This is a genomic window from Prescottella sp. GW823-FHT02E09 (assembly GCF_058797375.1).
Genome location: NZ_JBXAJP010000005.1, coordinates 451928 through 471269, shown reverse-complemented (window position 1 = coordinate 471269; position 19342 = coordinate 451928). Strand labels below are relative to the sequence as shown.

Genomic DNA, 19342 nt, shown 5'->3' with positions numbered 1-19342 from the left:
TGGCACCCGGAGTGGCAGTTGTCGGGGTGGTCCACATCACACGAGTGAAACCCCCGGTAGGCGGTTATGGTGAGACCGGATTTCGCCTAAGTTACCCGTGGGTAACTTAACGTGGGGTAATCTGTCGCACAGCCAACGTGCAACGAAATTACTTACGAGAGCTCGGCATCTCGCGGAGCCGCTCGCGATCATCAGGTAGATAGACACAGGAGGTCGACGAAGACCCATGACGAACATCGTCGTTTTGATCAAGCAGGTCCCCGACACGTGGTCCGAGCGCAAGCTCACCGACGGCGACTTCACGCTTGACCGCGAGGCCGCCGACGCAGTGCTCGACGAGATCAACGAGCGCGCCGTCGAAGAAGCACTCCTCATCAAGGAGCGCGACGGCGGCGAGGTCACCGTGCTGTGCGCCGGTCCGGACCGCGCCACCGACGCGATCCGCAAGGCTCTGTCGATGGGCGCCGACAAGGCCGTCCATGTCAACGACCCGGCCCTGCACGGCTCCGACGCCATCCAGACCGGCTGGACCCTCGCTGCGGCCCTCGGCCAGATCAGCTTCGAGAACGGCGAGGCCGCCGATCTCGTCATCGCCGGCAACGAGGCCACCGACGGCCGCATCGGCGCCGTCCCGGCCATCATCGCCGAGTACCTGGGCCTGCCGCAGCTCACGCAGCTGCGCAAGCTGACCCTGGCCGACGGCAAGGTCACCGGCGAGCGTGAGACCGATGAGGGCGTGTTCGGCCTCGAGGCCGGTCTTCCGGCCATCGTCTCGGTCACCGAGAAGATCAACGAGCCCCGCTTCCCGTCCTTCAAGGGCATCATGGCCGCGAAGAAGAAGGAAGTTCAGGTCCTGACCCTGGCCGACCTCGGCGTCGACCCGGAGACCGTGGGCGTCGCGAACGCCGGTACCACCGTCACCGCGTCCACCCCCAAGCCCCCCCGCACCGCTGGCGAGCGCGTCACCGACGAGGGCGACGGCGGCTCCAAGATCGCCGCCTACCTCGTGGGCCAGAAGATCATCTGATCGCGCCCCCTCGAGACCAGCAGAGAAGACAGGGAGAAGTAAGCAATGGCAGAAGTACTCGTGCTCGTCGAGCACGCCGAGGGTGCACTCAAGAAGGTCAGCACCGAGCTCATCACGGCCGCACGCGCTCTCGGTGAGCCGGCCGCCGTCGTCACCGGCCCGGCCGGTACCGCCGCGAAGCTGGCCGACGCGCTGGCCGCCGCCGGTGCCGCCAAGATCTATGTCGCCGAGTCCGACGACATCGACGGCTACCTCGTGACCCCCAAGGTCGACGTCCTCGCCGGCCTGGTCGAGACCGCCGGTCCGGCCGCAGTCGTCACCGCGGCCAGCACCGAGGGCAAGGAAGTTGCCGGTCGCCTGGCAGCCCGCATCGGCTCCGGCCTGCTGTCCGACGTCGTCGAGGTCAAGGCCGACGGCAGCGCCGTCCACTCGATCTTCGGTGGCGCGTTCACCGTCGAGGCCAAGGCCAACGGCGAGGTTCCGGTCATCTCGGTCCGCCCGGGCGCCGTCGAGGCCCAGCCGCAGGCCGGTGCCGGCGAGCAGGTCGTCGTCGAGGTTCCGGCCCAGGACGAGAGCGCCGTCAAGGTCGTCTCCCGTGCGCCGATCGTCGGTGGCGATCGTCCGGAGCTCACCGAGGCATCGGTCGTCGTCTCGGGTGGCCGTGGCGTCGGCTCGGCCGACAAGTTCTCGGTCGTCGAGGAGCTTGCCGATTCGCTCGGTGCCGCCGTCGGTGCTTCCCGCGCCGCCGTCGACTCCGGCTACTACCCGGGCCAGTTCCAGGTCGGTCAGACCGGTAAGACGGTCTCGCCGCAGCTGTACATCGCGCTCGGCATCTCCGGTGCCATCCAGCACCGCGCCGGCATGCAGACCTCGAAGACCATCGTCGCGGTCAACAAGGACGAAGAGGCCCCGATCTTCGAGATCGCGGACTACGGCGTCGTGGGCGACCTGTTCAACGTCGCTCCGCAGCTCACCGAGGCTGTGAAGGCTCACAAGGGCTGATCCCGGCCCACGCTCGCAGGCCCCCGTCACCGATCGCCGGTGGCGGGGGCCTTGCGTTGTGCCCGTCCGTTTCCCGCTGCGCGCGGATTCGTCTCCCGCGCGCGCAATCGTGCGCGCGGGGCGGCGTCAATTCGCGCGCGGCAGTGACCGTTCACCGAAGTTGCATTCCCGCGACACGCGGCTGACGCCTGGTTGCCGGACGGGCTCGATAGACCTCTCGCATGACAACTTCGCCACTCGTCGAGACCGTCTACACCGCGCCCGTGACCTCGGGGACCGCCGGGACTCCCGGATCCCGCTACTCCCTCCTCGTCGCCTCCGACCGCGAGCATCGTGAGGCGGCGCAGCGTCTGCGCTACCGCGTGTTCGCCGCCGAACCCGGCTTCGTCCTCCCCGAATCGGCCGAGCGCCGCGACGCCGACCGGTTCGACGACTTCTGTGACCATCTCCTCGTCCGCGACAACTTCTCCGGCGACTTCGTCGGCTGCTATCGGATGCTGCCGCCCGACGCCGCGCTCGCGGCCGGGGGCTATTACACCGCCACCGAGTTCGACCTGTCGGCGATCGACCCTGCGGGGCGACGCGTAGTCGAGATGGGGCGGGCCTGCGTGCACGTCGACCATCGTTCGGGCTCGGTCCTCGCGCTCATGTGGGCGGGGATCCTGCACTACCTGCAGCTCACCGGACACGACACCGTCATGGGCTGCGTGTCGGTGCCGATGCAGGACCGGCCCGACGCCGTCGCCGGTGCGAACGTGCGGGGCGTGCGGGACTTCGTGCTGAGCCGCCACGCCGCGGACCCGTCGACGTGGGCGCGCCCGCTGCGCCCGGTCCGGGTGGACGGCCGCCCGCTCGACGACATCGCCGCGCCGCTGCGGCCGTCGGTGCCGCCGCTGCTGCGCGGCTACCTGCGGCTGGGGGCGAAGATCTGCGGTGAACCCGCGCACGACCCGGATTTCGGTGTCGCCGACTTCGTGGCCCTGCAGAGCCTGCACGATGCCGACACCCGCTACCTCGACCGGCTGCGGCGGGCGTCGGCGGTGATCGAGGCCGCGGCATGAGGGATTCGTGGTTGCCGACAAGCCCCTGCGGGGACGGCTGCCTGCCGCAGCGTCCCGATCGGGTCTCGGTCGCGCTCGCGTGCGGACGTTGGATCGCGCTGGTGGCAGTGGCGGCGTCGTCGGTCCTGCTGCCGCTGGTGCGGCTGCTCCCACCCCGTCCGCGGACCGCGTGTCATCGGCTCTTTGCTCGAACAGCTCTGCGCGGCATAGGTATTCGCCTCAATCTGTCCGTACCTGTGGGCCGAGTCCCGCGCGGAACGCTCGTGGTGGCCGGGCACGTCTCGTGGCTCGATGTCCTGGTGCTCGCGGCGGTGCTGCCGGGGCGGTTCGTGGCGCGGGCCGACCTTCTGTCCTGGCCGCTGCTCGGTGGCGTGGCCCGACGGGCCGGGGTGATCCCGATCGAGCGGGGCAATCTGCGCGGGCTGCCGGACACGGTCGCCGCGGCGCGGGACCGGTTGCTCGCGGGCGACACCGTGATCGTCTTCCCGGAAGGGACCACGTGGTGTGGTCGGGCGTTCGGTCGGTTCCGGCCGGCGCTGTTCCAGGCCGCGGTCGACGCACAGCGGCCCGTGCAGCCGGTGCTGGTGGAATACGTCGACGGGGCGGGGGAGCACACGACCGGGCCGAGCTTCGTGGGCGACGATTCGATCGCGGCCTCGATGCGCCGGGTGCTGAGGAGCCGCGGCCTGCGGGCGCGGGTGACGCTGGGGGCGTTGCAGGCCCCGGGCAGCGACCGCCGGGACCTCGCCGAGCGGTGTGAGTGCGAGGTCCGCCGCGGTGCGGCGGTGGGCGCGGACCGCATCCTCGCCCGGCTCGAGGGACGCCGGCGGGTGCGTGCTGCCTGACAGGGGTCTCCGCGGCATGACGTGCCCGGGTCAACGGTTATCCTGGTCGAGTCATGATCTCGCCTGCCACCAGCTCAGCGGTCTACCTCGACCACGCCGCGACCACACCCATGTATCCGGCGACGATCGAGGCGATGACCGAGGTCTTCGCCACGGTGGGTAATGCCTCGTCGCTGCACGGATCGGGTCGATCGGCCCGACGCCGCATCGAGGAGTCCCGCGAGTCCATCGCCGCCAGCCTCGGAGCCCGGCCGTCCGAGGTGATCTTCACCTCCGGTGGTACCGAGAGCGACAACCTCGCCGTCAAGGGCATCTACTGGGCTCGCCGCGACGCCGATCCCCGGCGCACCCGCATCCTCGCCAGCGCCGTCGAACACCACGCCGTGCTGGACGCCGTCGAGTGGCTCGTGGCCCACGAGGGCGCCCAGGTGACGTGGCTGCCGGTGGATGCGGACGGTGCCGTCGACCCCGACGTCGTGCGGGCCGAGCTGTCGGTACACGCCGACGAGACGGCCCTCGTGACCGTCATGTGGGCCAACAACGAGATCGGCACGATCAACCCGATCGCGCAGATCGCGGCCGTCGCGGCAGAGTTCGGTGTCCCGATCCACAGTGACGCGGTGCAGGCCGCGGCGCATCTGCCGGTCGACTTCGCGGCGAGCGGGTTGTCCGCGCTGAGCATCGCCGGACACAAGTTCGGCGGCCCGCAGGGGGTCGGAGCCCTGCTGCTGGGCCGGCAGGTGTCGTGCGTGCCGCTGCTGCACGGCGGCGGGCACGAACGAGACCTGCGCTCGGGAACCCAGGACACCGCGTCCATCGTCGGACTGGCGTCCGCGCTGCAGATCACGACCGCGGACATGGACCTGCGCGGCGCCGAGGTCACGGCCCTGCGCGACAGCCTGATCGACGGTGTCCGGCGCGTGGTACCCGACGCGATCCTCAACGGCGCCACCGGTGCCGCACGGCTTCCGGGTAACGCGCACTTCACTTTCCCGGGCTGTGAGGGCGACTCGCTGCTCATGCTGCTCGACGTCGCGGGCGTCGAGTGCTCCACGGGTTCGGCGTGCACCGCCGGTGTCGCGAGCGCGAGCCACGTGTTGACGGCGATGGGTATCGATCCCCGCCTCGCACGCGGATCGTTGCGTTTCTCGTTGGGGCACACGTCGACCGAGCGGGATGTCCAGGCGCTGCTGTCGGCGCTGCCGCAGGTGATCGAACGTGCCCGCGCCGCCGGACTGGCGAGTGCCGGCGTTCGGGGCACACACGGAGGGAATCGTTAGATGCGAGTACTGGCAGCTATGAGCGGTGGCGTGGACTCCGCGGTTGCCGCGGCCCGCGCGGTCGCGGCCGGCCACGACGTGGTCGGCGTCCACCTCGCACTGTCGACGGCGCCGGGCACACTGCGGACCGGGTCGCGTGGGTGCTGCTCCAAGGAGGACGCGGGCGACGCCAAGCGTGCCGCCGATGTGCTCGGAATCCCTTTCTACGTCTGGGATTTCGCGGACCGCTTCAAGGAAGACGTGATCGACGACTTCGTGGAGGCGTACGCGGCGGGGGAGACCCCGAACCCGTGCCTGCGGTGCAACGAGAAGATCAAGTTCGCGGCGCTCGCGGACCGGGCGATCGCGTTGGGCTTCGATGCCGTCGCGACGGGCCACTACGCGCGCCTCGAGGACGGCGTCCTGCGCCGCGCCGTCGACGCCGACAAGGACCAGTCCTACGTGCTGGCGGTGCTCACCGCGGAACAGTTGTCGCGGGCCATGTTCCCGGTCGGCGACACCCCGAAGGATCAGATCCGCGAGGAGGCCGCCGCGCGCGGCCTGGCCGTGGCGAACAAGCCCGACAGCCACGACATCTGCTTCATTCCGTCCGGTGACACTCGCGCGTTCCTGGGCGCCAAGATCGGGATCCGTCCCGGCGCGGTCGTCGACGCCGACACCGGTGAGGTCCTCGCGCAGCACGAGGGCGTGCACGGCTTCACCATCGGCCAGCGCAAGGGCCTCGGTGTGCAGGGTCCGGCGGCGGACGGTCAGCCGCGGTACGTGACGGAGATCGAACCGGAGACGGGCACCGTCCGGGTCGGCTCGGCCGAGCGTCTGAAGGTGTGGACCATCGCTGCCGAGCGCCCGATCTGGACGTCCGGTCAGGCGCCCGAGGGTCCGGTCGAGTGCGTTGTGCAGGTGCGTGCCCACGGCGGCACGGCCCGCGCGGTGGCCGAAGAACTGAACGGCGGCATCGTCGTGCAATTGTCGGAGCCGCTCACCGGTGTCGCGAAGGGTCAGGCCGTCGTCCTGTACCGCCCGGACGAGGACGGTGACGTGGTCATCGGCAGCGGCACCATCTCGGGAACCTCCGCGGACCGTCCGTGACGGGCGCCCGGATTCCCGTCGGCGTCGCGACGGGCGTCGGCTCCTGGCCCGGCACCGATCCGCGGGCGGCCGCCGAGATCGTCGTGGGGGAGCTGTCCGCGCTGCCGCATCTCGTGGAGCTCCCGGCCCGCGGTATCGGGGCCGACATGATCGGCCGCGCCGCGGCGCTGCTCGTCGACATGCCGCTCGACACCTCCACCACCGGCTACCGCCTCACGCAACGGGTCGGCGCGGCCACCCGTACCGCCCGTGATCTGCTGGCCCGCGACCTCGACGCGTTCGAGGAGGCGTGGGAGCTGGCGGGACGCCGGGGCACCGAGCAGCCGGTGAAGGTACAGGCCGTCGGACCGCTGACGCTCGCGTCGCAACTGGAACTCCACGGCGGGCACCGGGTGCTCACCGATTCGGGGGCGTTGCGCGATCTCACCGAATCGCTCGCGGAGGGTGTCGCGGCCCATGTCGCGGACACGGTTCGGCGCCTCGGTTCCCCGGTCGTGGTCCAGTTCGACGAGCCCGGACTGCCCGCGGTCCTCGAGGGTTCGCTGTCCGGGGTGTCGATCCTGCAGGCTCCCCGCGCGCTGCCCGAGCCGGAGGCCCTGGCGTTGCTGCAGTCGGCGATCGAGCGGATCGGTGCGCCGGTGCTGGTGCACTGCTGCGCCGCCGGCGCCCCACTCCGCCTGCTGCATCGTAGTGGTGCGTCGATGGTGGGCCTGGACGTGAGCACGCTGCGCACCGCCGACCTCGACGGCATCGGCGAACTGCTCGATGCCGGCGTGGACCTCGCGCTGGGCCTGGTCCCCACCACCGCACCCGAGCGCACGCCGGGCTGGCGGGACCTCGCCGAGCCGGCCACCCGGCTGCTCGATCGCCTGGGCTTCGCGCGCGAGCTGTTGTCGTCCCGCGTCACGGTGACCCCGGCGTGTGGGCTGGCGGGTGCGAGCCTGGATTGGGCGCGCACCGCACTGCGGTCGGCGAACGAGCTGACCCGCGCGTTCGCGGACGGGGCCGACCCCGACCAGACCCGCTGAACGGGTGTTCGCGCCGACCGAAACTGTCACCTGGCTGCGATAACCTTCCCAGGTGGACCAGAACGAAGCCGCTACCGCCATGACCAGCCAGCCCGACGTCGAGGTCGTGCCTGCGAGCGCCGAGGATCGCGAACGCTGGCAGGAGTTGGCCGAGGTCGTCCGCAACCACCAGTTCCGTTACTACGTCCTCGACTCCCCGATCGTCTCGGACGGTGAGTTCGACGCGCTGCTCGGGCAGTTGAGCGCGCTCGAGGATCGCCACCCGGACCTGCGGACGCCCGACTCGCCCACGCAGCTCGTCGGCGGCGGTTTCGCGACCGAGTTCACCGCCGTCGACCATCTCGAGCGGATGCTCAGCCTCGACAACGTCTTCGACCTCGACGAGTTGCGCACCTGGGCCGGCCGCGTCGAAAGCGAGACGGGATCGGACCTGCACTACCTGTGCGAGGTCAAGATCGACGGCGTCGCACTCAATCTGGTGTACGAGAACGGCAGGCTGGTCCGGGCGGCCACGCGCGGGGACGGCCGCACCGGCGAGGACGTCACGCTCAATGCGCGCACCATCGCCGACATTCCCGAAACACTCACGCCCAGTGACGAATACCCCATCCCGGCGCTGCTCGAGGTGCGCGGCGAGGTGTTCTTCCGGCTCGAGGACTTCGCTGCCCTCAATGCGTCGCTGGTCCAGGAAGGCAAGGCGCCCTTCGCGAATCCGCGTAACTCGGCGGCCGGATCGCTGCGTCAGAAGAACCCGGCCGTCACCGCACGGCGTCGGCTCGGCATGATCTGTCACGGCCTCGGCCATACGGAGGGCTTCGACCCGGTCGGGCAGTACGACGCCTACACCGCACTCGCGGCGTGGGGCCTGCCGGTGTCGTCGCACACGTCGCGCGTGGTCGGCATCGACGCGGTGGTCGAGAAGGTCCAGTACTGGGACGAGCATCGTCACGATGTCGAGCACGAGATCGACGGGCTGGTCGTCAAGGTCGACGAGATGGCCCTGCACCGCCGCCTCGGCTCCACGTCCCGCGCGCCCCGCTGGGCGATCGCGTACAAGTACCCGCCGGAGGAGGCCACCACCAAGCTCCTCGACATTCGGGTCAGTGTCGGCCGCACCGGCCGGGTCACCCCGTTCGCGTACATGGAGCCGGTGCTGGTCGCCGGTTCGACGGTGGCGTTGGCGACGCTGCACAACGGTTCCGAGGTCAAGCGCAAGGGCGTGCTGATCGGCGACACCGTCGTGATCCGCAAGGCCGGCGAGGTGATCCCGGAGGTGCTCGGCCCGGTCGTCGATGTGCGCGACGGCACCGAGACCGAGTTCGTGATGCCCACCGAGTGCCCCGAATGCGGCACCACGCTCGCCCCCGCCAAGGAGGGCGACGCCGACATCCGCTGCCCCAACCAGCGTTCGTGCCCGGCCCAGTTGCGCGAGCGCGTGTTCCACGTCGCGGGGCGCGGCGCGTTCGACATCGAGGTCCTCGGGTACGAGGCGGCCACGGCGCTGCTGCAGGCCGGCGTCATCCGCGACGAAGGCGACCTGTTCTCGCTCACCGAGGACGATCTGATGCAGGCGCCGCTGTTCACGACCAAGGCCGGGAAGTTGTCGGCCAACGGCCGGCGTCTGCTCGACAACCTCGGTTCGGCGAAGCAGCAGCCGCTGTGGCGCGTGCTGGTCGCGCTGTCGATCCGGCACGTCGGCCCGACGGCGGCGCGGGCGCTGGCCAGCGAGTTCGGCAGCCTGGACCGCATCGAGCACGCCGGTGTCGACGAACTCGCGGCGGTCGACGGTGTGGGCGGCACCATCGCGGCGGCCGTCGTCGAATGGTTCGCCGTCGACTGGCACCGCGACATCGTCGAGAAGTGGCGCGCGGCGGGCGTGACGATGGAGGACGAGCGCGACGAGTCGATCGTGCGCAACCTCGAGGGACTGTCCATCGTCGTGACCGGTTCGCTCGAGGGCTTCTCCCGGGACGAGGCGAAGGAAGCGATCCTGATCCGCGGCGGCAAGGCCGCCGGTTCGGTGTCGAAGAAGACTGCGTTCGTCGTGATCGGCGACGCCCCGGGCTCCAAGGCGGCCAAGGCCGAGGAGCTCGGTGTGCCGATCCTCGACGAGGCCGGTTTCCGCAATCTTCTCGAAAACGGACCGGACGGCATCTGACTTTTCGTGGCAGAAGCGCAGCGCGACAGGAACATTCACACTGTCGCGCCGCGCTTGTCTACGTGATGAACGCCACGCTACGACATGGTGTCGTTTTCGGTGGAATTCCGATGGCCGGAAATCCGCGACCGACCGCCGAGTGTGCGCATGGCGAACTTTGCGCCATCGATGCTGGTCGGAACAGCTCGGGGGCAGTCACGCACGCGGCTGCTCGGCGTCGACGCGGGCGGCAGCGGCGCCGATCGCACGGTGCTCCGAATGTGGCGCGTGTCTCATATGTGCCGCTCGGGGCATCTGAATCGGTTTTCTGACGGCGGGTGGTGGCTGACATAGTGACGCCATGATCGATATCCGGCCCGTCACACCTGCCGACTACGACACCGTCGGCGAGCTCACTGCCGACGTCTACATCGACGGTGGTTTCGTATCGGACAGCGACATGTACGCGGAGCGACTGCGCGACACCGCGACCCGCGCCGACCACGCCGACGTCGTGGTCGCGGTGGTCGACGGTGAGATCGTCGGTTCGGTGACCATCGCCGAACCGGAGTCGCCGTTCGCGGACGTCGCCGGGAAGGGTGAGCTCGAGTTCCGCATGCTCGCGGTCGCGCCGTCGGCCCGCGGCAAGGGCGTCGGGTCCGCGCTGGTGCGCCACGTTCTCGACATCGCGTACGACCGCGGCGACCGCGCGGTCGTGATCTCCACGCAGGCCGACATGGTCGACGCGCGACGCATCTACGACCGCAACGGTTTCGTCCCGGCGCCCGAGCGCAACTGGGAGCCGCTTCCCGGCGTGGAACTGACCGCGCTGGTGCGCGAACTCGTCTGACGTCAGCGCAGGACGGTCGCGACGATGCCGGCGAGGTAGCCCAGTCGCGCCACCTCCGACGGCCGGAACTCCGGTCCGCCGGGACGCCCGAGCAGCAGTACCCGGCCGGTGTCGCCGAGCGGGGCGGCCGCGAGGGTGGTGTCCATGTCGCGCCACACCTGCGGCACCCACTCGTCGGCGCCGTCGAGGGCAGTGGCCTCCTTCAGCGGCATCCAGGGCGCGTCACCGGCGTGGGTCTCGGGTGCGCCCGGGCTCCCGACGACGCGGAACGATCCGTGCGGACCGATGTCCATGACGGTGGACCAGCCGACACGCAGCACCCGCGGTGCCCCGTCGACGAGGACCTGCAGACGGTCGGAGTGCGCGGTGGCGACGTGGTCGATGAGCTCGAGTTCGCGGTGGGTGTCGAGGATGCCCGAGTAGGGGCGGATGGAGTCGACCCGGACGTCGGGGAGCTTCTCGGCCGCGGTGATGAGGGTGTCCGGGAGCGACCCTGCCTCGACGTCGACCACCAGGTCGTCTACGGCGAATCCGGATCCACGCTCGACGACGTCGAGCGAGAGGATGTCCGCTCCCACCGAGCCGAGTGCGACGGCGAGCGCGCCGAGACTGCCGGGTCGGTCGGGGAGTTGGACGCGGAGCAGGTAGGACACGTGCTGCCTTTCCGTTCGTTCGGTGCCGGGTCCGGTGCCGACGACGGGACACAGTGTGCGCCCCCGCCGTTGCCTATCCTTTCACCCGGGGCTCGCGTCCGCTGGGGTGACGGGCTGCACGACCGATCCGGCCACGCTCTAGGCTGGTCGGGAACGTTCACTTCGACCTGAAAGGGGTCACCGAAGGTGCCTGCCATCTCCCGTGACGAGGTCGCCCACCTCGCCCGGCTGTCCCGGCTTGCCCTGACCGACGCGGAGCTCGACGAGTTCGCCGGTCAGCTGGATTCGATTCTCAGCCACGTGAAGGCGGTGTCCGAGGTCGCGGCAGATGATGTCCCGCCCACCGCGAACCCCAATCCGATCACGAACGTGACGCGGCCGGACGTCATCGTGCCGGGCCTCACGCCCGAGCAGGCACTGTCGGGTGCGCCGGCCGTCGAACAGGACCGGTTCGCCGTTCCGCAGATCCTGGGAGAGGGCGAATGAGCACCGATCTGACTCGTCTCGACGCCTCGGACCTGGCGTCGAAAATCCACTCGCGCGAGATCTCGTCGGTGGAGGCCACGCAGGCGCACCTCGACCGAATCGGTGAGGTCGACGGCGAACTGCATGCCTTCCTGCACATCGCGGGTGAGCAGGCACTGGTCGCGGCCAAGGAGGTCGACTCCGCGCTCGCTGCCGGTGACGCACCGGCGTCGGCCCTCGCGGGTGTGCCGATCGCGCTCAAGGACGTCTTCACCACGACCGACATGCCCACCACGTGCGCGTCGAAGATCCTCGAGGGCTGGGTGTCGCCGTACGACGCGACGCTCACCACCAAGCTGCGCGAGGCCGGGATCCCGATCCTGGGCAAGACCAACATGGACGAGTTCGCGATGGGTTCGTCCACCGAGAACTCCGCGTACGGGCCCACCCGCAACCCGTGGGACACCACCCGCATTCCCGGTGGTTCGGGCGGCGGCTCGGCCGCGGCGCTCGCGTCGTACCAGGCCCCGCTCGCGATCGGCACCGACACCGGCGGCTCGATCCGTCAGCCCGCCGCGGTCACCGCGACCGTCGGCACCAAGCCCACGTACGGCACCGTCTCGCGTTTCGGTCTGGTCGCGTGCGCGTCGTCGCTCGATCAGGGTGGCCCGTGCGGCCGCACCGTCCTCGACACCGCACTGCTGCACGAGGTGATCGCCGGGTACGACCCGCGTGACTCCACGTCGCTGAACGAGCCGGTCCGTCCCGTCGTCGAGGCGGCCCGCCAGGGCGCGACCGGTGACCTGAAGGGCGTGCGCGTCGGTGTCGTCAAGGAACTGCACTCCGACAGCTACCAGCGGGGCGTCATCTCGTCGTTCGACGCCGCGGTGGAGCAGCTGACGGCCCTCGGTGCCGAGGTCGTCGAGGTCTCGTGCCCCAACTTCGAGTACGCGCTCGCGTCGTACTACCTGGTCCTGCCCAGTGAGGTGTCGTCCAACCTGGCGCGCTTCGACGCCATGCGGTACGGCCTGCGGGTCGACGAGGGCGACATGAGCGCCGAACAGGTGATGGCCGCGACCCGAGCCGCCGGCTTCGGCAAGGAAGTCAAGCGCCGCATCATGATCGGCACCTACGCGCTGTCATCGGGCTACTACGACGCCTACTACGGTTCGGCGCTCAAGGTCCGCACGCTCATCGCGCGCGACTTCGACGCCGCGTACGAGAAGGTCGATGTGCTGGTCTCGCCCACCAGCCCGTTCACGCCGTGGAAGCTCGGCGAGAAGGTCGACGACCCGCTCGCGATGTACCTGTCCGACCTGTGCACGCTGCCGACCAACCTGGCCGGCCACTGCGCGATGTCGGTGCCGTCGGGTGTGTCCGAGGACGACGGCCTGCCCGTCGGCCTGCAGATCATGGCGCCGGCCCTGGCCGACGAGCGCCTGTACCGCGTCGGCGCGGCATACGAGGCGGCCCGCGGGCCGATCGCATCGCCGGTCGCGTAGAACCCGCTCCACCACCACAGCCCGGATCCACATGTCGGATCCGGGCTGTCGGCGTCCACGGAGGACTAGGCTCCGGGACAGGACGAAACGGGTGGCAGGAGGACCGGCGTGGGGCAACCGTCGATCACGATCATCGGCGCGGGATTCGGGGGCATCACCCTCGCGCTCTACCTGCGGCGCGCCGGGATCACCGACATCACGATCCTGGAACAGGGCGACGACGTCGGCGGTGTGTGGCGCGTCAACACGTATCCGGGGGCGGCGTGCGACGTGCCGTCGCCGCTGTACTCGATCTCGTCGGAGCCCAATCCCGAATGGGCGCGGCGGTTTGCGGAGCAGCCGGACATCCTGGCATACCTGCGTGACATCGCCGACCGGCATCACCTGCGCCCCCTGATCCGGTTCGGGGTCACCGTCACCGAGGCCGAGTTCGACGAGCACACCAACCGGTGGTCGGTGCGGACCGCCGACGGTGCGGTCGTCGAGTCCGACGTCCTCGTCCCCGCGGTCGGCCAGCTGTCACGACCGGCACTGCCCGGGATTCCGGGGCGCGAGAGCTTTTCCGGGCCGGCCTTCCACTCGGCGGAGTGGAACCACGATGTCGATCTGGCGGGCCGGCGCGTCGCGGTGATCGGCACCGGTGCCAGCGCGGTCCAGTTCGTGCCGGCGATCGCCGCCGCGGTGGGTGGGCTGACACTGTTCCAGCGGTCGGCTCCGTGGATCCTCCCGAAACCGGATCGTGTGTACGGCGACCGGCATCACCGGTTGTTCCGATCGGTGCCGGCGACGCTGCGGGGCGAACGCCTGGTGACCTGGGGGATCTTCGAGCTACTCACCGTCGGCCTGCTCGACACCAAGGCGCGCGGCGGAATCGCGGGCGCACTGGCGCGCAGGCACCTGCGAAGGCAGATCGCCGATCCGGCGCTGCGGGCGGCCCTGACGCCGGACTACGAGCCCGGCTGCAAGCGGATGCTGCTGTCGGACGACTATTACCCGGCGCTCACCCGCGACAACGTCGATCTGGTGGTCGACGCCATCGACCGCATTGAACCCGGTGGGGTGCGGACGGTCGACGGAAGGCTGCATCCGGCCGACGTGATCGTGTACGGAACCGGTTTCACCGCAACCGAATTCCTCGCCCCGATGAAGGTGCGTGGACGGGCCGGACGGAGCCTCGACGACGCGTGGTCCGACGGCGCCCACGCGTACCTCGGGGTCGCGACGGCCGGGTTCCCCAACCTGTTCCTGATGTACGGGCCCAACACGAACCTCGGCTCGGGCTCGATCGTGTACATGCTCGAGTCGCAGGCCCGGCACATCGCCGGACTCGTCGAGTGGCTCGTCGAACAGCCGGGGTGCGCCGTCGAGGTCGACGCCGGTGTGGAGCGCCGCTTCAACGACCGCATCCAAAACAAGCTCTCCGACTCGGTGTGGAGCCTGTGCAGCAGTTGGTACCGCACCGCGTCGGGCAAGATCACCACCAACTGGCCGGGCACCGTCACCGCCTACCGGCGTCGCACCCGGCGCCCCGACCGCGGCGACTACCGGATCACCGCGCCTCGAACAGCCCCCGCACGTACGCGGCCTGACCCAGATGCTGCAGGCAGTCCCGCGTAGGTTCCACCGCCCGTTCCAGAATCGAGATGCATGTGACGTTCACGGCCAGTCTGAACCCGAGCCAGTACAAAGCCTTCCAAGGTGCCTTCATGGGGATGTGCGGCGTAGCCCTGTTCTCGGGTTCGGCCCTGCTCGCCAGTGCACTGTTCGACTACGCCAGAGGTGTCGACGGGGCCGTCACGATGTTCGCGCTGTCGGCCGGCGTCGTGAGTACCGGCGTCCTGGAGATCTTGGCGCGGCGACGGCGCGGCACCGGTGTGCCGATCGCATTCCTGGTCCTGAACTTCGCCCTCACCGCAGCGGGAACCTGGCTCTTGACGGATCTCGTCCCTCGCTGAAGTTGCCACTGGCGAAGCGTGAGATCAGCCCGCCTCGAACAGCCCCCGCACGTACGCGGCCTGACCCAGATGCTGCAGGCAGTCCCGCGTAGGTTCCACCGCCCGTTCCAGAATCGAGATGCATGTGACGTTCACGGCCAGTCTGAACCCGAGCCAGTACAAAGCCTTCCAAGGTGCCTTCATGGGGATGTGCGGCGTAGCCCTGTTCTCGGGTTCGGCCCTGCTCGCCAGTGCACTGTTCGACTACGCCAGAGGTGTCGACGGGGCCGTCGCGATGTTCGCGCTGTCGGCCGGCGTCGTGAGTACCGGCGTCCTGGAGATCTTGGCGCGGCGACGACGCGGCACCGGTGTGCCGATCGCATTCCTGGTCCTGAACTTCGCCCTCACCGCAGCGGGAACCTGGCTCTTGACGGATCTCGTCCCTCGCTGAAGTTGCCACTGGCGAAGCGTGAGATCAGCCCGCCTCGAACAGCCCCCGCACGTACGCGGCCTGACCCAGATGCTGCAGGCAGTCGCCGATCACGCTGACGAGGCGCACCGAGACGGTGACGGGCGGATCCCATCGGTGATCGACGATCCGGTCGAGTTCGTCGGGCGCGAGCTCGTCGATGTACTCGAGGGTCGCCAGGTGCACGTCGCCGTGATAGTCGGCGAGCAACCGGGCATCCGCGTGCACCGCGGCGACATCGGCGGTGCTGTGCCCGTATCCGATGTCGCCGGTCGGGAACGGGAGATCGAACCGCTCCCGCCAGCCGCGAGACGTCCAGGCCTGGTCGACGTCGGCGATGTCGCTCACGTGATCGTCCTGGACCCGGGTCAGGTGCCAGATCAGCCACGCGATCGAGTTCGCGGCCGGACCCGGCCGGTAGTCGGACATCTCGGGTGTCAGGCCGGTGCACACCTCGACCACCAGTTCCCGGATGCGCTCGAAGTTGTCCCGCAGGATCTCGCGGGCGGCGTCCGTCTCCCTCTGTCCGGTCATGCATCCACGGTAAGCGCAGGCCGCCGGTCGCGGGACGCTTCCGATCAGGCGCAGTCCGGCATCCGCAGGCCCTGGTCGCCGCCGTACCGGTGCCCGTGCCCGGTGGGGGCGTCGAGCGCGAACAGCATGTCCACGCCGGTCTGCAGGAAGCTGATTCCGGGGATCCATTGCGGCACCGGGGCATCGATGCGAGCCTCGGTCAGATCGGGTGACCGCGTCAGCAGCGACGGTGACCACCACACCACCGGATCGGAACTGTTCGCGAGCACCGTCGCACCCTCGGTGCGCACCGCCCCGGCCGGGGGTCCGGCCCACAGGACGCTGCACGCGCGTGCCTGCCGGTCCGCGGCGTCGTCGAAGATCGCGCTGCCGCCCACCGACCCCAGGCTCTGCCCGTACACGTGCAGCGCGGGCCGGGCGTTCGCGGGCAGCTCGGCGATCCGGGCCGACACCGCCGCGAACAGGGCCCGCGCGGACTCCTCCGCATCGGCCCGACCGAACAGGAACGTCGCCCAGCTGGGTGCGTACGAGTACTGCATGCCGACGGTCGCGACGTCGCCGGCGAACCGGCGCTCGAGCCCGCGGGCAGCCTCGCCGTCGATCCATCCCGAACCCGTCGGGATCGCGACCACCACGTGCGACCGGGTGAACGCGGCTGTGCGGTCCAGCTCGGCGACGGCGAGCGCGGCCCGTGCGGCGACGTCGGGCGCCGAGTCCAGCCCGACGTACGTGCGGATCGCCCCCGGATCGGAGACGCCCGCCACGAATCGCCGGCCCTCCGCGCCGAGCGTCGCCCACGGCACGATCGAGTCCCGGTCATCTGCCGCGAGGCTGGTGTCGACAACCGAGCTGGTGGTCCGAAAATGCTGCGCCGCAGCGGAACCGGCCAGTGGTACCGCGACGAACCACGCGAGGGGGACCGCCGCGGCCAGCAGGCCGGCGCAGCGGGCCCGTCCCAGCCGGCGCGTGAGTGTGACGCATCCCCGGGTGAGACCGAACAGCACGAGACACACCGCGACCGCCCAGAACGCGACCTGTGCCCAGTGCCCCGCACCGACCGCGGGCACGCCCATCGCCGACCGCAGCGCGTTCTGCCAGCGGTCCGCCGACGCCGCCGACCACGCGAGCGCCAGACCGGCGAGCACGGCGACCCCGCCCCGGACACCATCGCGCTCGAGACTGCCGCGACCCGACCACAGGCGTCGAACCAGCGCGGCGACGCCCCAGCACAGCGCCACGAGAACTCCGCTGAACAGGCCCTGCACGACGGGGGTGCGGGGGAGGAGTGACGGCGCCAGCGATACGGCAGCACCGGTCGTGACGGCCACCGACGTACTCACCCGCGGCAGCACCGCGGCGACCGCGAGGCGGGTGCTCCCGGCGTGTGCGCCGGGGATCGCGCTCATGCCGTCACCGCCGGGCCAGGAGCGAAGAGCCCGCGCAGCGGACCGATCCTGCGGACCGTCACGGACACGAGCAACGCACCGACGACGGTGAGCAGCCCGACCAACCCGTACCGGATCCACGGCTCCTCGACCGGTGGGCCGAACCCCTGGCGCATCGAGTTCACGCCCACCGCAGCCGTCGCCGTGTTCGCCATCGCGAAGCACGACGCCCGGTCCACTGCGCGGGCGTCGCAGGCGGCATGCATCCGGCGATCGAGCTGCGCGTCCAGCTCGGTGCGCGCCCATGCCCCGAGCTCGCTGCCGTCCAGATGCGCGTAACGCAGCAGGTCGTACCCCAGATCATGTGCCTTGCAGGCGGTGTCGAACTCGGCGGGCAACGGTATCGGCGACGAGCATGCGCCGAGCGGATTGACGACCATGCCGTCGGCGACCGCCGGCCGGTAGCCCATGACGGCGGCGAAATCGTCGGGGATCGCGGACGCGGCGAGGGCGGGGTCGTCGGCGGTCAGCGAGGTCACGGCGGCCGCGGCCGCCCGGTTCTCCCGTGCCGGGGAGTGTGCGTCGGCGGTGGGGGCCGACACCGTCCCGGTGAGCGTCATCCCGCCGATCGTCACGGCGAGGACGGATCCGATCCATCTCGTAGTTCGCATGACAAACGACGCTAGAAACGGTCGCTACCCTGCGACATCACTCCGCGGTCCCGAACCGTGCCACGTCGCGGGGGTGATCGCCGCCGGCCCCTGATACCCCGGAGCCAGACGCATCTCACCCCTGGGTATGAGGACTTTTCGAGTCCCGGTTCCTAGTGTTTCCGGTGTGAGGAAGAGAAAGCGTGCACTCGACCGTGCGGCGCACGGCGCGGTCTCGGCCGCAGCCCCGCGGCTGAAGCGGATGAGTACGGGTCAGCGACTGGACCTGCTGGTGCTGTTCGTGACTGCGGTGTTGTTCACGATCGCGTGGCCCACACTGCAGGTGACGCATCATGTGCCGGCGGGTGTGCAGCCGCTGATCGCGGGGCTCGCCGCGCTACCGCTGGTGCTGATCCGTGCGAATCCAGCTCTGGGATGGGCCATCTCGGCGGCCGGCGCATTGGTGATCCCGGTGGTGTATCAGCGCGTCGACGGCTACGACTTCCCGTGGCAGGTGGTCCACGTGATGGTGCTGATGGCGCTGCTGCTCGCGGTGAGCCTGCGCTCGCCGGTCCCGGTAGTCGCGGTCGCGTGGGGTGCGACGACGCTGCTGTTCCTCGCCGACGCCCCGGGCCAGGACGGGCGCGGCTGGGCGGTGGGGCTGACGGTTCTCGTGCTGTTCGGGCTGTTGATCCGCTGGCTGGTGATCTCGCGGCGTCAGCTCGCCGCCCAGGAGCAGACCAGTGAACTCGAACGCGCCCGCCGCGCGATCCTCGAGGAGAAGGCGCGGATCGCCCGTGACCTGCACGACGTCGTGGCCCACCACATGTCGATGGTCGTGGTGCAGGCGCAGAGTGCGCCCTACCGGCTGGACTCGGTGTCCGACGATGTGAAGGCCGAGTTCGATTCCATCGGCGCCACCGCACGCGAGGCGCTCAACGAGATCCGGGGCCTGCTCGGCGTGCTGCGCAGCGACGCGGAGAGTACCGACCGCGCCCCGCAGCCCGGGGTGGCCCAGATCGAGGAACTGCTCGACGGCAGCGTCCGGGCGGGTATGGCGTTGTCGCGCAGTATTTCCGGTGATCCTTCTGCGATCTCCGAGACGACGGGGCTGACGGTGTACCGGATCCTTCAGGAGTCGCTGGCCAATGCCAGCAGGCACTGTCCGGGCGCGCACGTGGAGGTCGCGATCGACTTCTCACCGGCCGTCACCTCGCTCGTCGTGACGAACGGCCCCGCGACGGGCGCCGAACCGCGTCCCGAGTCGTCGGGTGGAAGTGGGATCGCCGGGATGCGGGAGCGCGCCCGGGCGGTCGGTGGCACCCTCGACACCCGTGCGCTGGACGGCGGGGGATTCGAGGTCCGGGCCCATATTCCGGGGAGTGTTCCCGTCGCGGCCGGCGCCCCGGCCGGACCGGCCGCCTAGTCTGT

The 19342-nt window shown here is 70.2% G+C and carries 19 protein-coding genes; 15 read left to right on the top strand and 4 right to left on the bottom strand.

Going from position 1 to position 19342, the window contains the following annotated elements:
• Positions 1-226 precede the first annotated feature (226 nt).
• The 9 genes from AC1RIF_RS15740 (at position 227) to AC1RIF_RS15700 (ending at position 10319) form a co-directional block, all read left to right on the top strand.
• Complete coding sequence (locus tag AC1RIF_RS15740) at positions 227-1027, top strand: electron transfer flavoprotein subunit beta/FixA family protein (protein WP_492602270.1); 801 nt, start codon at positions 227-229, stop codon at positions 1025-1027.
• 45 nt (positions 1028-1072) lie between these two features.
• On the top strand, positions 1073-2029 hold the full coding sequence (locus AC1RIF_RS15735) for an electron transfer flavoprotein subunit alpha/FixB family protein (protein WP_492602269.1): 957 nt from the start codon (positions 1073-1075) through the stop codon (positions 2027-2029).
• A gap of 221 nt (positions 2030-2250) precedes the next feature.
• Complete coding sequence (locus tag AC1RIF_RS15730; protein WP_492602268.1) at positions 2251-3090, top strand: GNAT family N-acetyltransferase; 840 nt, start codon at positions 2251-2253, stop codon at positions 3088-3090.
• 11 nt (positions 3091-3101) lie between these two features.
• Positions 3102-3935: a lysophospholipid acyltransferase family protein gene (locus AC1RIF_RS15725; RefSeq protein ID WP_492602267.1), complete on the top strand. Its 834-nt coding sequence runs from the start codon at positions 3102-3104 to the stop codon at positions 3933-3935.
• 53 nt (positions 3936-3988) lie between these two features.
• The gene (locus tag AC1RIF_RS15720) at positions 3989-5215 is read left to right on the top strand and encodes a cysteine desulfurase family protein (protein WP_492602266.1); all 1227 of its coding nucleotides are present in this window, start codon (positions 3989-3991) and stop codon (positions 5213-5215) included.
• A complete protein-coding gene (gene mnmA / locus AC1RIF_RS15715; protein WP_492602265.1) occupies positions 5216-6304 on the top strand; it encodes a tRNA 2-thiouridine(34) synthase MnmA in 1089 nt (362 codons plus the stop codon).
• Positions 6301-7332 carry a methionine synthase gene (locus tag AC1RIF_RS15710; RefSeq protein WP_492602264.1) on the top strand — a complete coding sequence of 344 codons (1032 nt, stop codon included), beginning with the start codon at positions 6301-6303 and terminating at the stop codon, positions 7330-7332. The genes mnmA and AC1RIF_RS15710 overlap by 4 nt, the downstream gene beginning before the upstream one ends.
• 79 nt (positions 7333-7411) lie before the next feature.
• On the top strand, positions 7412-9490 hold the full coding sequence (gene ligA / locus AC1RIF_RS15705) for an NAD-dependent DNA ligase LigA (RefSeq protein ID WP_492602380.1): 2079 nt from the start codon (positions 7412-7414) through the stop codon (positions 9488-9490).
• A gap of 340 nt (positions 9491-9830) precedes the next feature.
• Positions 9831-10319 (top strand): GNAT family N-acetyltransferase, encoded by a 489-nt coding sequence (locus tag AC1RIF_RS15700; protein WP_492602263.1) that lies wholly within the window; start codon positions 9831-9833, stop codon positions 10317-10319.
• A gap of 2 nt (positions 10320-10321) precedes the next feature.
• On the opposite strand, the gene AC1RIF_RS15695 is transcribed toward AC1RIF_RS15700, so the two are convergent.
• On the bottom strand, positions 10322-10972 hold the full coding sequence (locus tag AC1RIF_RS15695; protein ID WP_492602262.1) for an ACT domain-containing protein: 651 nt from the start codon (positions 10970-10972) through the stop codon (positions 10322-10324).
• Between the two features lie 186 nt (positions 10973-11158).
• Here AC1RIF_RS15695 and gatC point away from each other — a divergent pair, with 186 nt between their 5' ends.
• The 5 genes from gatC to AC1RIF_RS15670 all read left to right on the top strand — a co-directional run bounded on the left by gatC (position 11159) and on the right by AC1RIF_RS15670 (position 15324).
• On the top strand, positions 11159-11458 hold the full coding sequence (gene gatC, locus AC1RIF_RS15690; RefSeq protein ID WP_492602261.1) for an Asp-tRNA(Asn)/Glu-tRNA(Gln) amidotransferase subunit GatC: 300 nt from the start codon (positions 11159-11161) through the stop codon (positions 11456-11458).
• On the top strand, positions 11455-12939 hold the full coding sequence (gene gatA / locus AC1RIF_RS15685) for an Asp-tRNA(Asn)/Glu-tRNA(Gln) amidotransferase subunit GatA (RefSeq protein WP_492602260.1): 1485 nt from the start codon (positions 11455-11457) through the stop codon (positions 12937-12939). The genes gatC and gatA overlap by 4 nt, the downstream gene beginning before the upstream one ends.
• 108 nt (positions 12940-13047) lie before the next feature.
• Positions 13048-14556 (top strand): flavin-containing monooxygenase, encoded by a 1509-nt coding sequence (locus AC1RIF_RS15680; protein ID WP_492602259.1) that lies wholly within the window; start codon positions 13048-13050, stop codon positions 14554-14556.
• 32 nt (positions 14557-14588) lie between these two features.
• A complete protein-coding gene (locus tag AC1RIF_RS15675; protein WP_492602258.1) occupies positions 14589-14894 on the top strand; it encodes a hypothetical protein in 306 nt (101 codons plus the stop codon).
• A 124-nt stretch (positions 14895-15018) separates the two neighbouring features.
• Positions 15019-15324 (top strand): hypothetical protein, encoded by a 306-nt coding sequence (locus AC1RIF_RS15670; protein ID WP_492602257.1) that lies wholly within the window; start codon positions 15019-15021, stop codon positions 15322-15324.
• Between the two features lie 24 nt (positions 15325-15348).
• Here AC1RIF_RS15670 and AC1RIF_RS15665 read toward each other — a convergent pair whose 3' ends face one another.
• Genes AC1RIF_RS15665 through AC1RIF_RS15655 form a run of 3 tightly spaced genes read right to left on the bottom strand, consistent with a single transcriptional unit; the run spans position 15349 to position 17932 of the window.
• Positions 15349-15876: a mycothiol transferase gene (locus tag AC1RIF_RS15665; RefSeq protein ID WP_492602256.1), complete on the bottom strand. Its 528-nt coding sequence runs from the start codon at positions 15874-15876 to the stop codon at positions 15349-15351.
• Between the two features lie 44 nt (positions 15877-15920).
• Positions 15921-17282: an alpha/beta-hydrolase family protein gene (locus AC1RIF_RS15660; RefSeq protein WP_492602255.1), complete on the bottom strand. Its 1362-nt coding sequence runs from the start codon at positions 17280-17282 to the stop codon at positions 15921-15923.
• Positions 17279-17932, bottom strand: a complete 654-nt coding sequence (locus AC1RIF_RS15655) for a hypothetical protein (RefSeq protein ID WP_492602254.1) — start codon at positions 17930-17932, stop codon at positions 17279-17281. The genes AC1RIF_RS15660 and AC1RIF_RS15655 overlap by 4 nt, the downstream gene beginning before the upstream one ends.
• A 241-nt stretch (positions 17933-18173) precedes the next feature.
• Between AC1RIF_RS15655 and AC1RIF_RS15650 the strand changes: the two genes are divergently transcribed.
• Positions 18174-19337 (top strand): sensor histidine kinase, encoded by a 1164-nt coding sequence (locus tag AC1RIF_RS15650; RefSeq protein WP_492602379.1) that lies wholly within the window; start codon positions 18174-18176, stop codon positions 19335-19337.
• Positions 19338-19342: the final 5 nt, after the last annotated feature.